We start from the raw sequence: 14,445 nt of genomic DNA, 5'->3' as shown, positions 1-14,445 counted from the left end.
TTGAAGGAAGAGGGAGTGACCATTTTGGTGGATCAATCAACAAATCAGAAAAGCTATGCTCCTATTGTGATAACGCTTTCTGTAATTGTAAATGCGATTATTTTATTTTTGTTCTTTGGACCTGTTGGCTATGAAGGAGAATTACATTTTGATGTAACAATTTTACCAATGTTAAATGCAATTTTTAATAGCTTTACGTTCGTATTCTTATTAGCAGCTCTATACTCTATTATTAAGAAGAATGTGAAAATGCACCGTGGTTTCATCCTGGCAGCATTTACAACGACGTTGCTATTTTGTGTTTCTTATTTATCGTATCATTACTTAGCGCCAGCAACACATTTTGGCGGAGAAGGATTCATTAAATATGTGTATTTCATCATTTTAATTACACATATTATCCTGGCAGCAATTATTGTACCGCTTGCATTGTTTGCACTTGTATTTGGTTTTACAAATCAATTAACACGTCATCGTAAAATTGTACGTTGGACGATGCCGATTTGGTTATATGTAAGTTTATCTGGTGTTATAGTTTACTTAATGATCTCACCTTATTATCAATAAAAAATCTCAGCCTGTAGGCTGGGATTTTTTTGTTAGGCAAATATTTTTGTGAAATGAAAAAAATATGGTATACAAAAGTATAGTTACTTTTCATATAGAAGGGATGGTAAAGGAATATGCAAAATTTTGTATTTCGTAATCCAACGAAACTTATTTTCGGTAAAGGGCAATTAGAACAGTTGAAAACTGAAATTCCACAGTTCGGTAAAAAAGTTCTTCTCGTATACGGAGGAGGCAGTATTAAAAGAAACGGTATTTATGATAATGTAATTTCTATTTTAAAAGATATAAATGCAGAAGTATTTGAATTGACAGGCGTTGAACCGAATCCTCGTGTATCGACTGTAAAGAAAGGGATTCAAATTTGTAAAGAGAATGGTGTTGAATTTATTTTAGCAGTTGGCGGAGGAAGTGTAATCGACTGTACGAAGGCAATTGCTGCTGGTAGTAAGTACGATGGAGATGTATGGGATATTGTAACGAAAAAAGCTTTTGCTAGTGAGGCATTACCATTTGGTACTGTACTTACTCTTGCAGCAACAGGATCTGAAATGAATGCAGGCTCGGTAATTACAAACTGGGAAACGAATGAAAAGTATGGATGGGGTAGCCCGGTTACTTTCCCGCAGTTTTCAATTTTAGATCCAGTTCATACTGCGTCTGTGCCGAGGGATCAAACAATTTACGGTATGGTAGATATTATGTCGCACGTATTAGAGCAATATTTCCACAACGGAACGAATACAGAACTACAAGATCGTTATTGTGAATCTGTTTTAAAAACAGTAATTGAGACAGCTCCTAAGCTTTTAAGTGATTTAGAAAATTATGAGCATAGAGAAACTATTTTATATTGTGGTACTATGGCGTTAAACGGCATTTTAGCGATGGGAGTTAAAGGAGACTGGGCAACTCATAATATTGAGCATGCAGTTTCTGCTGTTCATGATATACCGCATGGAGGCGGCTTAGCAATTCTATTCCCTAACTGGATGAAGCATGTCGTAGATGAAAATGTAAGTCGTTTTAAACAGTTTGCTATTCGCGTATTCAATGTAGAAACAGATGGAAAGACTGAGCGAGAAATTGCGTTAGAAGGAATTCAGGCGTTACGTCAATTTTGGACTTCAATTGAGGCACCAGTAACATTATCTGATTATGCTATTGGAGAAAATGAAATTGATTTAATGGCGGATAAAGCAATGGCTTATGGTGAATTTGGTAACTTTAAAAAATTAAATAAAGACGATGTTTTAAGCATATATAAATCTTCTTTATAAGTGAATCGAGTAAAGAAACCCGTTTGATATAACGATCAAATGGGTTTCTTTTTTTGTTATTTATAACTGTTTGTGATTGATTTTGGTTATTTATGAATGTTTATGGTTGATTTTTGTGATCGTTTTCATTATACTGTAATCAAAGAAGAGGTGAATAAAATGTTAACTCCTGAACGTCATCAAATGATATTGCAACTTGTAAAAGAGCAGAAGATTGTTAAATTACAACAATTGGTGGAAAGAACAGAAAGCTCTGAATCAACAATTCGTCGTGATTTAGCGCAATTGGAAAAACAAAGGTTATTAAAGAGAGTTCATGGTGGTGCCGCTGTTTTAACAGGAAAAGGGCAAGAACCAACGATGGTTGAAAAATCATCCAAAAACATTCAAATAAAACAACAAATTGCTAATTATGCGGCTAGCGTTATTGAACAAGGTGATTGTATTTATTTAGATGCAGGAAGTACAACATTTGAAATGATTCCATTTTTAATAAATAAAGATGTGACTGTCGTTACGAATGGACTTATGCATATTGAAGCTTTAGTTGAAAATAATATTCGTGCGTATTTACTAGGTGGAATGATGAAGAGTAGGACGAAAGCTTTAATCGGTGCTATGGCACAGGAAAGTATGCAGAAGTATCGTTTTGATAAATGTTTTTTAGGTGCAAATGGTGTACATGAACAGCTTGGCTTTACAACGCCAGATCCAGAAGAAGCGCTCTTAAAACAAATGGCATTAACATTAGCAAACGAAGGATATTTCTTAATTGATGAAAGTAAGTTTTCAGAAGTTGCATTTGCGAAAATTGCAAATGTTGAAGAAGCAAATATTATTACAAACCATTTAGAAATTGATTTAGAAAAATATAAAAGACAAACCAATGTAATTGAGGCTGATAAACAATGATCTATACAGTTACTTTAAACCCATCTATTGATTATGTAGTACAAGTTAATTCCTTTGATTTAGGCGCAGTCAATCGAGCAGAGAAAGATATGAAGTTTCCTGGGGGAAAAGGGATTAATGTTTCTCGCGTTCTCCATCGTTTAGGTGTGGAAAATGTAGCACTTGGATTTACTGGTGGATTCACCGGTCAATTTATTAAAAGTGTATTACAGACGGAAGGCGTAATGACAAACTTCATCCAAGTAGACGGAGATTCCCGAATTAATGTGAAAATAAAAGAGCAAGAAGAGACAGAATTAAATGGGCAAGGTCCTAATGTGACAAATGAGCAATTTGAACAATTAATGAAACAAATCGAAAGTATGAAGCAGGGAGATTGCGTTGTGCTAGCTGGAAGTGTACCTGCATCTATCCCAACTACCTTTTATGAATCAATCGCAGCGCTCGGAGCTGAAAAAGGTATTCGAGTAGTAGTTGATGCGAGCGGAAGTGCACTGCAGCATGTAATTAAAAATAAGCCATTTTTAATTAAGCCAAACCATCATGAACTTGGTGAGTTGTTTGATGTGGAGCTTTCAACAGTAGAGGACGTTTTACCTTATGGAAGAAAATTAATTGAACAAGGTGTAAAACACGTTATCGTATCGATGGCTGGAGAGGGAGCTTTATTATTTACGGCAGAAGGTATATATGAAGCGACTGTTCCAAAAGGTGTTGTAATTAATTCAGTTGGGGCCGGAGATTCTCTTGTTGCAGGGTTTGTAGGCAAATATGAACAGACAAAAGATATTGAAAAGGCATTTCAATACGGCGTTGCAACAGGGAGTGCAACAGCATTTTCAGCTGATTTATGTAAGAAGGAAAAAGTAGAAGAATTATTGTCGCAAGTAATTGTAGCTAAGCGATAGGGGGAAGCAACATATGAAAATTACAGAACTATTAAAAAGGGATACAGTCATTATGGATTTGACAGCTTCAAATAAAGAAGCTGTCATAGATGAATTAGTTGAGAAATTAAATGGGGCAAATCGTTTAAATAATAAAACGGAATTTAAAGAAGCTATTTTAAAGCGGGAGTCCCAAAGTACGACTGGAATAGGGGAAGGTATTGCAATACCTCATGCGAAGACAAAGGCTGTTAAACAACCATCGATTTGTTTTGGTAGAAGTGTAAGCGGTATCAATTATGAGTCGCTCGACGGACAGCCTGCACACTTATTCTTTATGATTGCTGCAAGTGAAGGAGCGAATAATACTCATTTAGAAACGTTGTCTCGTTTATCGACATTATTAATGGATGAAGGGTTTCGCAAGCAACTATTAGAAGCGAAGGATGAAAGTGAGCTTCTTCAACTATTTGATGAAAAAGAGAATGAAAAAGAAGAAGAGATTGAAGTCGCCAAACCAGAAGGAAATGAACCGTACGTATTGGCAGTTACGGCTTGCCCAACTGGAATCGCTCACACGTATATGGCCGCAGATAGCTTGAAAGCAAAAGCAGCAGAGCTAGGAATCGCAATTAAAGTTGAAACGAACGGATCAACAGGTATAAAAAACGGTTTAACAAAAGAAGACATTGAACGAGCAACAGCTATTATCGTAGCAGCAGATAAACAAGTAGAAATGAACCGTTTTGCTGGGAAGCATGTCATTCAAGTACCAGTCGCTGATGGGATTAGAAAAACGGAAACACTTCTTAATCGAGCTGTAAAGCAAGATGCACCAATCTTTAAAGGTGTAAAAGATGTTGGAAAGGCAGAAAGTACGGAAAAAGAAAAAGGATTAGGAATTTATAAGCATTTAATGAATGGCGTAAGTAATATGCTTCCATTCGTTGTTGGCGGCGGGATTTTAATAGCGCTAGCGTTTTCGTTTGGTGGTATAAAGGCGGAAGGTCCTTTAGCTGAATTGTTCATGTCAATTGGTGGAGGAAAAACAGGTGCGTTTTTATTCCTTGTACCAATTTTAGCTGGATTTATTGCAAGTTCTATTGCTGATCGTCCTGGTTTTATGCCTGGTGTTGTAGGTGGATTTTTAGCGGCGAATGCGAATGCTGGCTTTTTAGGTGGATTAATTGCTGGTTTCTTAGCTGGATATGTTGTTTTAGGGTTGAAAAGATTATTTTCAGGACTACCAGTACAATTAGAAGGAATTAAACCTGTTTTGTTATATCCAGTCTTTGGATTATTGATTACAGGAGTTGTAATGCAAAAAGCAGTGATTCCGCCTGTAGTAGCATTAAATGAAATGTTGACAGGGTGGTTAAATGGTTTAAACGGTACGAATGCTATATTACTAGGTCTTATTTTAGGTGGTATGATGGCAATTGATATGGGTGGTCCAATTAATAAAGCGGCATTTACGTTTGGTATTGCTGCAATAGAAGCACAGAATTTTGGAGTGCACTCAGCAGTTATGGCTGGTGGTATGGTACCGCCACTTGCGATTGCATTTGCAACTACATTCTTTAAATCAAAGTTTACAGAAGCGGAACGTAAATCTGGTTTAACAAATTATATTATGGGAGCATCGTTCATTACAGAAGGTGCGATTCCGTTTGCAGCTGCAGATCCGGTTCGAGTAATCGTAAGTTGTGTTGTTGGTTCAAGTATTGCAGGTGCGTTATCTATGTTATTCCAAATTACATTACCAGCACCGCATGGTGGATTATTTGTAATAGCGTTAGTAAATAAACCGTTACTATATATTTTCTCTATATTAATTGGAACGATTGTCTCGGCTATTATGCTAGGTGTTTGGAAAAAGAAAGTTCAATAACAAGTGAAAAGAGAGCAGCTTTAGTAGCTGCTCTCTTTTTATTACAAAAAAATAGGTTAACAATTAAATATTAATGTTTTTTGGTAAAAGATGTAATAAAACCTGAATTTTTTGTAACAAAAAAGTAACACTGTAATTTTTTCTGGAAAAAAGTTCTTGTGCTCGTATATGAAAAATATATGAACACCATTGGAGATTGTATTAGAAATACATTTTATTAATATGGAAATTTATGTTACAACTCGTTAATCGTATATTACGAATGCTTTGTAATTGTGTGATTTCTAAAATTTCTAAAAATCTGTTGCTATAATGAAAATACGAAAACAAAGCAAATGGAGGCTATTCATGAAAAAATTATTAGGTATAGCAACAGCAGCAGTTTTTGGTCTTGGGATTTTTGTGGGTTCTGCTAAAGCGGAAACAATTGTAACAACAGACGTATTAAATGTTAGAGAAAACCCAAATGTAGAGTCAAAGCTTGTAGGTAAAGTGTTAAGTGGGAATACACTAGATGTTATAAATACAGAAAATGGATGGACAAAAATTAAGTTGAACGGCAAGGAAGCGTTTGTAAGTGCCGAGTTTACAAAGAGCACATATTATGTAACGGCGGGCGTATTAAATATTCGTGCTGGAGCGAATACTGATTCTGAAATTTTAGGTAAACTTAATAAAGATGATGTGATTGAAACGACGAATCAAGTTCAAAATGAATGGTTACAATTCGACTACAATGGAAAAGTCGGATATGTTCACGTGCCATATTTAACAGGAACGGCACCTGTAATCGAAAAGAAAGAGGTTGTAGCTCAAGAAGAAGCGCCAGCTAGAACCAATACGCCGGTTAAAAATAATACAGTAGTTAAGAATAAAGAGTCTGTTAAGAGTAACGATTCTATTAAGAATGTAGAATCAAGTAAACCTGTGGTAAAAGAAAAACCGGCTGCAAAACCAGTTGCAAAATCTACTGAAACAAGTGCGCCTACTGGTGGTCGTGAAATTACAGTAGAAGCGACGGCATATACAGCAGATCCGAGTGAGAATGGTTCGTATGGTGGTCGTGTATTAACTGCGATGGGGCATGATTTAACAGCAAATCCAAATATGAAAGTAATTGCTGTTGATCCGAAAGTAATTCCGCTTGGATCAAAAGTATGGGTAGAAGGATATGGAGAAGCGATTGCTGGAGACACTGGTGGTGCGATTAAAGGAAACCGTATTGATGTATTAGTCGGTTCAGATGGTAGTGCTAATAGCTGGGGGCGCAAATCTGTAAAAGTGAAAGTTATACAATAGGTTATCGATATTAATATAAAAAGCGGTTGCTTGAAATTATGTAAGCAGCCGCTTTTTATGGATTATTGAAATGGATAAATAGTTTTACCTGTAATAATTTTATATGCACTGCAAAATTGCGTTTGTATATATTCTGTATTTTTATTTTCTGGATGCAATGTTGTTTCATGGAGAGTAGAATGAAAAGCCCGTAGTAAACAATTTAGGGCGAAGTATAATTCCTCTTGTGAACAATTTTGTTCTTTTGTAGAAGTAGCCAAAATGAGGTCTTTTGTCAAAGATGAAAAATTGATGGTGGATTGTTTCATAGTTAACTCATCCTCTCGAAACTATTTTTATCATGTATATGCAGAATTGGACAAACTATGTTCTTTTTTCTGTATAATTTCATGTACCGAAATGAAAGAACTTGCAATCATGCCGTTAAAATTGGTAAGATTGGGTATAATCAATAGATGGAGTATATTACATAAAGAGAGTTGAATGATATGGTAGAAGTGCAACGCGAAAAAGTTGCTGTCATCATTGGACCAACTGCTGTTGGAAAGACGAAGTTAAGTATCGATCTTGCCAAAGCGTTGAACGGTGAAATTATTAGTGGTGATTCCATGCAGATCTATCGAGCGATGGATATTGGAACTGCAAAGGTAACAAAAGCAGAGATGGACGGAATTCCACATTATATGGTCGATATAAAAAATCCGGAAGATTCATTTTCTGTCGCGGAATTTCAAGAACGTGTTCGCAAGCATATTCGAGAAATTACAGAACGTGGTAAATTACCAATTATAGTTGGTGGGACCGGTCTTTATATACAATCTGTTTTATTCGATTATCAGTTTACAGATGATGCTGGTGATGTGATATACCGAGAGCAAATGGAAAAGTTAGCTTTAGAACGCGGTGTGGAATATGTACATAAAAAATTGCAAGAAGTAGATCCAGAAAGTGCGGAGCGTATTCATGCAAATAATGTACGACGTGTCATTCGGGCGTTAGAAATTTTCCACACAACGGGTGAAAAAATGAGTGACCAAATTGAGAAACAAGAAAAAGAGTTACTCTATGATGTTTCATTAATTGGCTTGACAATGGATCGAGAAATGCTATACGATCGCATTAACTTACGAGTGGATTTGATGATGGAACAAGGCCTATTAGAGGAAGTAGAAGGGCTGTATAATAGAGGGATACGAGATTGTCAATCTATTCAAGCGATTGGATATAAAGAAATCTATGATTATTTTGAGAATCGAGTCTCTTTAGAAGATGCGGTATCACAATTAAAGACGAATTCGCGTCGTTATGCAAAGCGTCAATTAACGTGGTTCCGTAATAAAATGGATGTCACGTGGTTTGATGTTACAAACGGTGAAAAAACGTCAGAAATTTTACGATACATAGAAGGAAAGTTACAAGTAAAGTCGAATAATAGTAAGTAGAGAAAAAGAGGAGGATTCGACATGAAGCAATCAATCAATATTCAAGATCAGTTTTTAAATCAACTCCGTAAAGAAAATACGTTTGTTACGCTGTACTTATTAAATGGTTTCCAGCTTCGTGGACTAATTAAAGGATTTGATAATTTTACAGTCCTGCTGGAAACAGAAGGTAAGCAACAGCTTATTTATAAACATGCAATTTCTACATTTGTACCACAAAAAAATGTTTCAATTGAATTAGAATAGTAATGAATTATTGTACATAACAAAAAAAGAGCGAGTTTTCTCGCTCTTTTTTTATTTGTCATAAACAATATATGATGAAATTTAAGCGATTCTAAATACAGTAAGGCGGATGTTAGTATTTCCTGTCGCAGGGATCGTAATCTCATTAAGAGTAGATTGAACAGAAATTCTTGCACCAGCTGCTAATGTTTCGATTGTAGTAAATGAAAGTGAGTCGCCTATTAAATTTGAAGAGAAATTATCAGTTGCGACTGCTCCATTAATTGAAATTCCTACTCCGAGTGGAGCGCATCCTGGTGCAGTTGTAGAAATGGATACGCTAATTACATAAATACCACCGTTAATAACAGTAACTGTATCTGTGCCGTTGAAGATAATATTGTTTACGTTAATTGCAGTACTAAAAATAAAATTATTAAATTGCAGTACTGTTTGCTGAATATTGTTTGTTACAACAATTGTTGCTATAGGGAAGCTAGGTCCAGTAGGCCCAGTAGGTCCGGTAGGTCCACCAGAAGGTCCAGTAGGTCCAGTAACTCCTATGCCAGTAGCGCCGGTAGCACCCGTTGGTCCTTGAATGCCTTGAGGTCCGGTAGCGCCAGTGTTACCTTGAACACCTTGAGGTCCAGTAGCGCCAGTAGCACCAGTGTTACCTTGAACACCTTGAGGTCCAGTGGCACCAGTAGCACCTGTGTTACCTTGAACACCTTGAGGTCCGGTAGCGCCAGTGTTACCTTGAGCACCTTGAGGTCCAGTAGCGCCAGTAGCACCAGTGTTACCTTGAACACCTTGAGGTCCAGTAGCGCCAGTAGCACCAGTGTTACCTTGAACACCTTGAGGTCCGGTAGCGCCAGTGTTACCTTGAACACCTTGAGGTCCAGTAGCGCCAGTGGCACCGGTAGCACCAGTGTTACCTTGAACACCTTGAGGTCCAGTAGCGCCAGTGTTACCTTGAACACCTTGAGGTCCAGTAGCGCCAGTAGCACCAGTGTTACCTTGAACACCTTGAGGTCCAGTAGCGCCAGTAGCGCCCGTATTACCTCGAGGCCCAGTGGCACCGGTAGCGCCAGTAGCGCCCGTGTTACCTTGAGGTCCCTGAGGTCCAGTAGCGCCAGTAGCACCAGTGTTACCTTGAGGTCCAGTAGGTCCAGGAGGCCCGCCAGAAGGTCCGGTAGGTCCGGTAACTCCTATACCAGTAGCGCCAGTGGCACCGGTAGCACCCGTGTTACCTTGAACACCTTGAGGTCCAGTGGCACCAGTAGCACCAGTGTTGCCTTGAACACCTTGAGGTCCGGTAGCGCCAGTGTTACCTTGAGCACCTTGAGGTCCAGTAGCACCCGTGTTACCTTGAACACCTTGAGGTCCAGTGGCACCAGTAGCGCCAGTGTTACCTTGAGCACCTTGAGGTCCAGTAGCACCCGTGTTACCTTGAACACCTTGAGGTCCAGTGGCACCAGTAGCGCCAGTGTTACCTTGAACACCTTGAGGTCCAGTAGCACCTGTGTTACCTTGAGCACCTTGAGGTCCAGTGGCACCAGTAGCGCCAGTGTTACCTTGAACACCTTGAGGTCCAGTGGCACCAGTAGCACCTGTGTTACCTTGAACACCTTGAGGTCCAGTAGCACCCGTGTTACCTTGAACACCTTGAGGTCCAGTAGCGCCGGTAGCACCTGTGTTACCTTGAGCACCTTGAGGTCCAGTAGCGCCAGTAGCACCTGTGTTACCTTGAACACCTTGAGGTCCAGCACCAGTAGCACCTGTGTAGCACCTGTGTTACCTTGAACACCTTGAGGTCCGGTAGCGCCAGTGTTACCTTGAGCACCTTGAGGTCCAGTAGCACCTGTGTTACCTTGAGCACCTTGAGGTCCAGTAGCACCTGTGTTACCTTGAACACCTTGAGGTCCAGTAGCACCTGTGTTACCTTGAACACCTTGAGGTCCAGTAGCACCTGTGTTACCTGTGAACACCTTGAGGTCCAGTAGCACCTGTGCTTGAACACCAGTCCAGTTACCTGTGACCTTGAACACCTTGAGGTCCAGTAGCGCCAGTGTTACCTTGAGCACCTTGAGGTCCAGTGCGCACCAGTAGCACCCGTGTTACCTTGAACACCCTGAGGTCCAGTAGCGCCAGTAGCACCTGTGTTACCTTGAGCACCCTGAGGTCCAGTAGCGCCAGTAGCACCTGTGTTACCTTGAACACCTTGAGGCCCAGTGGCACCAGTAGCACCTGTGTTACCTTGAACACCCTGAGGTCCAGTAGCGCCTGTGTTACCTTGAGGTCCCTGAGGTCCAGTAGGTCCAGGAGGCCCGCCAGAAGGTCCAGTAGGTCCGGTAACTCCTATACCAGTAGCGCCAGTGGCACCAGTAGCGCCAGTGGCACCGGTAGCGCCAGTAGCACCCGTGTTACCTCGAGGTCCAGTGGCACCGGTAGCGCCGGTAGCGCCTGTGTTACCTCGAGGCCCAGTAGCGCCGGTAGCGCCTGTGTTACCTTGAGGCCCAGTAGCGCCGGTAACACCTGTGTTACCTTGAGGCCCAGTAGCGCCAGTAGCGCCCGTATTACCTCGAGGCCCAGTGGCACCGGTAGCGCCCGTGTTACCTCGAGGCCCAGTGGCACCGGTAGCGCCAGTAGCACCCGTGTTACCTCGAGGTCCAGTGGCACCGGTAGCGCCGGTAGCGCCTGTGTTACCTCGAGGCCCAGTAGCGCCGGTAGCGCCTGTGTTACCTTGAGGCCCAGTAGCGCCGGTAACACCTGTGTTACCTTGAGGCCCAGTAGCGCCAGTAGCGCCCGTATTACCTCGAGGCCCAGTGGCACCGGTAGCGCCCGTGTTACCTCGAGGCCCAGTGGCACCGGTAGCGCCAGTAGCGCCCGTATTACCTCGAGGCCCAGTGGCACCGGTAGCGCCAGTAGCGCCCGTGTTACCTTGAGGCCCAGTAGCGCCAGTAGCGCCCGTATTACCTCGAGGCCCAGTGGCACCGGTAGCGCCAGTAGCGCCCGTGTTACCTCGAGGTCCAGTAGGTCCGGTAGGTCCGGTAGGTCCTTGAATGAACGAAGCAGAATTAACTAGAGCAGTTTGTAATGCTGCTATTAATTTAAGGAGCTCTTGAAGTGTGCAAGGGTCAATTCGGAATAATTTTGTAATGTATAGTAAATAGTTAATGAGATTTTGAAGCTCAATAAATACAGCGCTTGCTACAAAGGTTGGATTTCTTAATATAGTTATTAAGTTTTTAATAATAGCTAACCCTTGTGCTTTCAGGGAGGAAGTAGCATCTAGTGAACAAATAAATTTACTTAGTAGGTTCAATGTATCGATTAGATCTTCAATATTTTGGGGAGATGGATTTGCGAAAAGTTTTGGGATTATTTTTGTTAAATCAATAATAATCGCACGAAATGTTCTAAGCTGAGCTTTAGTAATTGGGATTGATGGAGTATTTGGGATTCGTCCGGCGCTACTTGGAAAGCATGGTTTGGAGAATTTGTTTTGATTGTCGTTATAACGAGACATTAAATCTCTCCTTTCTCACGAAAATGTGAACGAAACTCATCATAGTAGATGCAGAAATTAGTTAAATGGTCATAGTAAAATCGTTTGTTTAAAGAAAAAATAGAAAAAACGCCTTACAATAAGGCGTTTTTTCTATTTTCTGCGTATTGATAATATCGCTTTAAGGAAATTTTTGATTTGAATCCAGCGAGTTTTATAATTTCTGATTCAGGAGTTTCTTTTTTTATTAAGTTTAAAATATAGGTGTTACGAAAATGTTGTCCTGAAATTCCTTTACGTAAATTGGCTCTAGCCACTTCGAGGCGAATCATTTTTTGTATAGCAATTTCCGTTAATGCCTTTGGTGCATCATTTTCATATACCCACCTGTATGTTCCACGGTTAAAATCGAATGCGACAAATAATGGATCATCACTATGGTATTTAGGACGAACTGGTTCTGGGATGCTTTTGTAATAATTATATAGTTGTTTTTTGTCTTCTTTTGCTAATGTAATTGTTCTTTCTACACCTGCGGTTGCTGGGATTGATAATGTATTAGTTTCAAAGTGAACGTGATGCATTGTTAATGCTGTAAGTTCCTGTAAGGATAAACCGTAGTCAATCAATAGATTTAAAATAGCAATATTGCGATCCATTAATAAAGGGCGCACAGGAAGTTGTTTTTCTGAAAGTCCTTCTAATGAAGTGACTATATACTTTAACCTTTTTTCTTCATCAGGTGAAATGAAATCTTCGTTACGAAGTGTACGGTCTGGTTGAATAGATATTTCCATATTCTTCAATGGATTAGGAATGTTTAGAAAATGATGCATTCTATTTAGTACAATAAATACACGATGCATCGTTTTTTCTGAGTAATGTCGATTCGTTTTTAAATCGGAAAAGTAATCTTCGTAGTCTTTTGTACAAAGTGTAGCCCATATATTACTGGAAGGGAGCTTTTTGTTTTTTTCTAACCAATGTCCGAAGTCTTCAATGTCATAAACATAACGTTTAATAGTTGAGGGTTTTCGGCCTTTATTCAATAAAAAAATAGAAAAGGCTTGTATTGTATCATGGAATTCCGTTGTCTCCATAGTCCCACCACCTTAATTATTTCTTATATTATAGCAAACTTTTCTGAAAATAGGCATTTACAAGGGGGACAGGAATAATAATATTTGGTGAGTGGATAAAATGAGGTGATTGTATGGAACAATCGATGCGAAAGAAAAACAACAATCAAATTAATATTGTGTTAAACCATCGAAAGAAAATTTCTTTGCCAGCCGCAGAAAATAAAACGGTAATTTCAAATGAAACTGCAATTAAACATGAAATGCTGCAGAGAATTGAAGAAGAGATGGGGAAGCTTGTTGGGATGGAGGATATAAAAAAGATAATAAAAGAAATATATGCTTGGATTTATGTGAATAAAAAAAGACAAGAAAAGGGATTGAAGTCAGAGAAGCAAGTACTTCATATGCTGTTTAAAGGGAATCCAGGTACAGGGAAGACAACTGTTGCTAGAATGATAGGAAAATTGCTGTTTGAGATGAATATTCTATCGAAAGGCCACTTGGTTGAAGCTGAACGTGCTGACCTTGTAGGAGAGTACATCGGCCATACAGCCCAAAAAACAAGAGATTTAATAAAAAAAGCAATGGGAGGTATTTTGTTTATTGATGAGGCGTATTCTTTAGCTCGAGGAGGAGAGAAGGACTTTGGAAAAGAAGCAATTGATACGCTTGTAAAACATATGGAAGATAAACAACATGGTTTTGTATTGATTTTAGCTGGATATTCAAGAGAGATGAATCACTTTCTTTCATTAAATCCAGGGCTTCAATCTCGTTTTCCATTTATTATTGAGTTTGCGGATTACTCGGTAAATCAGCTATTGGAAATTGGGAAGAGAATGTATGAAGATCGTGAATATCAGTTATCAAAAGAAGCTGAATGGAAATTTAGGGATCATTTACATGCGGTGAAGTATTCGTCGCAAATTACATCGTTTAGTAATGGGCGATATGTACGGAATATTGTTGAAAAATCAATTCGTACACAGGCGATGCGGTTGTTGCAAGAAGATGCGTATGATAAAAATGATTTAATTGGAATATCGAGTATGGATTTGATGCTCGAAGAGGAGACGCACAGTACATAAACTGTGCGTCGATTTTTGTGTATAAGTTCGTTTACTCTTTTTTTGCTTTTTCTTGGTGTGTTTTATGGAAGTGTTCCATTTTAGCGCTCTTTTCGTATGCTGAATTAGGATCGTGTCCAAATTGATTTACTGAGCTTTTTTGAGCTCCTTTATTAACGTGGTTTGTCATTTGTATTCACCTCACTTTAAAAATTAGTATAAACATTATATAAAGAAAAAATCGTTAGAAAAGAAAAACCTCTTTACGATATGTAAAGAGGTTAG

The 14,445-nt window shown here is 39.3% G+C and carries 12 protein-coding genes and 1 pseudogene; 9 read left to right on the top strand and 4 right to left on the bottom strand.

Annotated elements, in window-relative coordinates; translation table 11 throughout:
- The first annotated feature begins 24 nt into the window (after positions 1 to 24).
- The 6 genes from NST86_RS18815 to entD all read left to right on the top strand — a co-directional run bounded on the left by NST86_RS18815 (position 25) and on the right by entD (position 6,836).
- A complete protein-coding gene (locus tag NST86_RS18815; RefSeq protein ID WP_000228314.1) occupies positions 25 to 567 on the top strand; it encodes a DUF420 domain-containing protein in 543 nt (180 codons plus the stop codon).
- Between the two features lie 116 nt (positions 568 to 683).
- A complete protein-coding gene (locus tag NST86_RS18810) occupies positions 684 to 1,847 on the top strand; it encodes an iron-containing alcohol dehydrogenase (RefSeq protein WP_016118497.1) in 1,164 nt (387 codons plus the stop codon).
- A 159-nt stretch (positions 1,848 to 2,006) separates the two neighbouring features.
- Positions 2,007 to 2,759 carry a DeoR/GlpR family DNA-binding transcription regulator gene (locus NST86_RS18805; protein ID WP_000957263.1) on the top strand — a complete coding sequence of 251 codons (753 nt, stop codon included), beginning with the start codon at positions 2,007 to 2,009 and terminating at the stop codon, positions 2,757 to 2,759.
- Entirely contained in the window at positions 2,756 to 3,667 is a 912-nt protein-coding gene (gene pfkB / locus NST86_RS18800; protein ID WP_086424271.1) for a 1-phosphofructokinase, read from the top strand. The genes NST86_RS18805 and pfkB overlap by 4 nt, the downstream gene beginning before the upstream one ends.
- Positions 3,668 to 3,680: 13 nt before the next feature.
- Positions 3,681 to 5,537: a PTS fructose transporter subunit IIABC gene (locus NST86_RS18795; RefSeq protein WP_086424272.1), complete on the top strand. Its 1,857-nt coding sequence runs from the start codon at positions 3,681 to 3,683 to the stop codon at positions 5,535 to 5,537.
- Positions 5,538 to 5,885: 348 nt separating this feature from the next.
- The gene (entD, locus tag NST86_RS18790) at positions 5,886 to 6,836 is read left to right on the top strand and encodes a cell wall-binding protein EntD (RefSeq protein ID WP_000734641.1); all 951 of its coding nucleotides are present in this window, start codon (positions 5,886 to 5,888) and stop codon (positions 6,834 to 6,836) included.
- 62 nt (positions 6,837 to 6,898) lie between these two features.
- On the opposite strand, the gene NST86_RS18785 is transcribed toward entD, so the two are convergent.
- On the bottom strand, positions 6,899 to 7,144 hold the full coding sequence (locus NST86_RS18785; RefSeq protein ID WP_000814429.1) for a hypothetical protein: 246 nt from the start codon (positions 7,142 to 7,144) through the stop codon (positions 6,899 to 6,901).
- Positions 7,145 to 7,324: 180 nt separating this feature from the next.
- On the opposite strand from NST86_RS18785, the gene miaA reads away from it, so the two are divergent.
- Together miaA and hfq are read left to right on the top strand one after the other, a co-directional pair.
- Positions 7,325 to 8,278, top strand: coding sequence for a tRNA (adenosine(37)-N6)-dimethylallyltransferase MiaA (gene miaA / locus NST86_RS18780; protein ID WP_000230557.1), 954 nt, complete (start codon positions 7,325 to 7,327; stop codon positions 8,276 to 8,278).
- A gap of 21 nt (positions 8,279 to 8,299) precedes the next feature.
- Entirely contained in the window at positions 8,300 to 8,524 is a 225-nt protein-coding gene (hfq, locus tag NST86_RS18775; RefSeq protein WP_000813896.1) for an RNA chaperone Hfq, read from the top strand.
- An 81-nt stretch (positions 8,525 to 8,605) separates the two neighbouring features.
- Here hfq and NST86_RS18770 read toward each other — a convergent pair.
- Positions 8,606 to 12,032 (bottom strand): annotated as a pseudogene (locus tag NST86_RS18770) (Gly-Xaa-Xaa repeat protein).
- 113 nt (positions 12,033 to 12,145) lie between these two features.
- Positions 12,146 to 13,111: a tyrosine-type recombinase/integrase gene (locus tag NST86_RS18765; RefSeq protein ID WP_000450319.1), complete on the bottom strand. Its 966-nt coding sequence runs from the start codon at positions 13,109 to 13,111 to the stop codon at positions 12,146 to 12,148.
- 113 nt (positions 13,112 to 13,224) lie between these two features.
- Between NST86_RS18765 and spoVK the strand changes: the two genes are divergently transcribed.
- Complete coding sequence (gene spoVK / locus NST86_RS18760) at positions 13,225 to 14,181, top strand: stage V sporulation protein K (protein ID WP_000438175.1); 957 nt, start codon at positions 13,225 to 13,227, stop codon at positions 14,179 to 14,181.
- A 31-nt stretch (positions 14,182 to 14,212) separates the two neighbouring features.
- Here spoVK and NST86_RS18755 read toward each other — a convergent pair whose 3' ends face one another.
- Positions 14,213 to 14,350, bottom strand: coding sequence for a hypothetical protein (locus NST86_RS18755; RefSeq protein ID WP_016118492.1), 138 nt, complete (start codon positions 14,348 to 14,350; stop codon positions 14,213 to 14,215).
- Positions 14,351 to 14,445 lie beyond the last annotated feature (95 nt).

Source organism: Bacillus sp. FSL L8-0199 (genome assembly GCF_038005705.1).
In the GTDB taxonomy this organism is placed as follows: Bacteria; Bacillota; Bacilli; order Bacillales; family Bacillaceae_G; genus Bacillus_A; species Bacillus_A cereus.
Note: the sequence above shows the minus strand (reverse complement) of the source record. Positions and strands in the feature narration are given on the sequence as shown.

Bases quoted from the DNA above. Each gene is read 5' to 3' on its own strand.
- miaA (WP_000230557.1), top strand. From the start codon at position 7,325: ATGGTAGAAGTGCAACGCGAAAAAGTTGCTGTCATCATTGGACCAACT.
- spoVK (WP_000438175.1), top strand. From the start codon at position 13,225: ATGGAACAATCGATGCGAAAGAAAAACAACAATCAAATTAATATTGTG.
- NST86_RS18785 (WP_000814429.1), bottom strand. From the start codon at position 7,144: ATGAAACAATCCACCATCAATTTTTCATCTTTGACAAAAGACCTCATT.
- NST86_RS18755 (WP_016118492.1), bottom strand. From the start codon at position 14,350: ATGACAAACCACGTTAATAAAGGAGCTCAAAAAAGCTCAGTAAATCAA.
- NST86_RS18795 (WP_086424272.1), top strand. From the start codon at position 3,681: ATGAAAATTACAGAACTATTAAAAAGGGATACAGTCATTATGGATTTG.
- pfkB (WP_086424271.1), top strand. From the start codon at position 2,756: ATGATCTATACAGTTACTTTAAACCCATCTATTGATTATGTAGTACAA.
- NST86_RS18765 (WP_000450319.1), bottom strand. From the start codon at position 13,111: ATGGAGACAACGGAATTCCATGATACAATACAAGCCTTTTCTATTTTT.
- hfq (WP_000813896.1), top strand. From the start codon at position 8,300: ATGAAGCAATCAATCAATATTCAAGATCAGTTTTTAAATCAACTCCGT.
- entD (WP_000734641.1), top strand. From the start codon at position 5,886: ATGAAAAAATTATTAGGTATAGCAACAGCAGCAGTTTTTGGTCTTGGG.
- NST86_RS18810 (WP_016118497.1), top strand. From the start codon at position 684: ATGCAAAATTTTGTATTTCGTAATCCAACGAAACTTATTTTCGGTAAA.
- NST86_RS18805 (WP_000957263.1), top strand. From the start codon at position 2,007: ATGTTAACTCCTGAACGTCATCAAATGATATTGCAACTTGTAAAAGAG.